Consider the following 1,192-nt stretch of genomic DNA (forward strand, 5'->3'; position numbering starts at 1 on the left):
GTAATCCCCCCGCAAAAGCGTTGCATCCAGAAGTAGAATTTTCTCGTTGAGGAGTTCTACAGCATGAAGAAGTCACGATTCACGGACAGCCAGATCATCGAAGCCATCAAACGGGTGGAAGCTGGCCTTGCGGTACCCGAACTGTGCCGGGAACTGGGCATCAGCTCGGCGACGTTCTACAAGTGGCGGTCGAAGTACGGCGGCATGGACGTGTCGCTGATGGCGCGGATGAAGGAGCTGGAAGCCGAGAACGCGCGCCTGCGCAAGATGTACGTCGAGGAGAAGCTCAAGGCCGAGATCGTGACGGAGGCGCTCGAAAAAAAGTGGTGAGGCCATCTCGCCGCCGCGAGATGGCCCGACGTGCCGTGCAAGATCGCGGCGTATCGATCCGGATGGCTTGCGAGGCGTTCAGCATTAGCCAGACCTGCTATCGGTACGTCGCCAAGACCGACGCCGAGAACGAGGAGATCGCAAACTGGCTGCTTCGCCTGACGGACAACCACCGCAACTGGGGCTTTGGGTTGTGCTTTCTGTACCTGCGTAATGTCCGCGGCTTCCGGTGGAACCACAAGCGCGTGTACCGGATCTACCGCGAGCTCGAATTGAACTTGCGAATCAAACCGCGCAAACGGCTGGTTCGGCAGGCGCCCGAGCCGTTGACGGTACCGACCCAGGTCAACCAGGTGTGGTCGATGGACTTCATGCACGACCAACTTGCCGACGGACGTAGCATCCGAGTGCTGAACGTAATCGACGACTTTAACCGCGAGGCGCTGGGCATCGAGGTCGACTTCTCGCTGCCTTCGGAGCGTGTGATTCGCACGCTCAAGCAGATCATTGGCTGGCGAGGAAAACCCTCGGCGATTCGTTGCGACAACGGTCCGGAGTACCTGAGTGCGGCCATTGTGCAGTGGGCAGGCACATGGGGCATCAAGCTCGAATATATTCAACCAGGCCGGCCCCAGCAGAACGCCTACGTCGAGCGATTCAACCGGACCGTTCGCTACGAATGGCTGTCCCAATATCATTGGGACGATCTGGATCACGTTCAGCGTGTCGCCACGCAGTGGATGTGGTCCTACAATCACGAGCGCCCGAACATGGCCCTGGGCGGATTTACCCCGAAACAGCGGCTCGCCATGGCCGCATAGCGTTCCTACTTCTGGCAAACGCTAAAAATGGGGGGATTACC

At 59.0% G+C, this 1,192-nt stretch carries 1 protein-coding gene; it reads left to right on the forward strand.

The genetic code is table 11. From position 1 onward, the window contains the following. The first annotated feature begins 63 nt into the window (after positions 1-63). Positions 64-1,151, forward strand: a protein-coding gene (locus N5K27_RS28865) for an IS3 family transposase (protein WP_087783220.1) whose coding sequence is annotated in 2 segments (ribosomal slippage) — positions 64-316 and positions 316-1,151 — 1,089 coding nt in all. Because the reading frame shifts where the segments join, the coding sequence is not laid out codon by codon here. Positions 1,152-1,192: the final 41 nt, after the last annotated feature.

This window comes from Pigmentiphaga sp. GD03639 (genome assembly GCF_029845405.1).
Taxonomy (GTDB): Bacteria; Pseudomonadota; Gammaproteobacteria; order Burkholderiales; family Burkholderiaceae_B; genus Pigmentiphaga; species Pigmentiphaga daeguensis.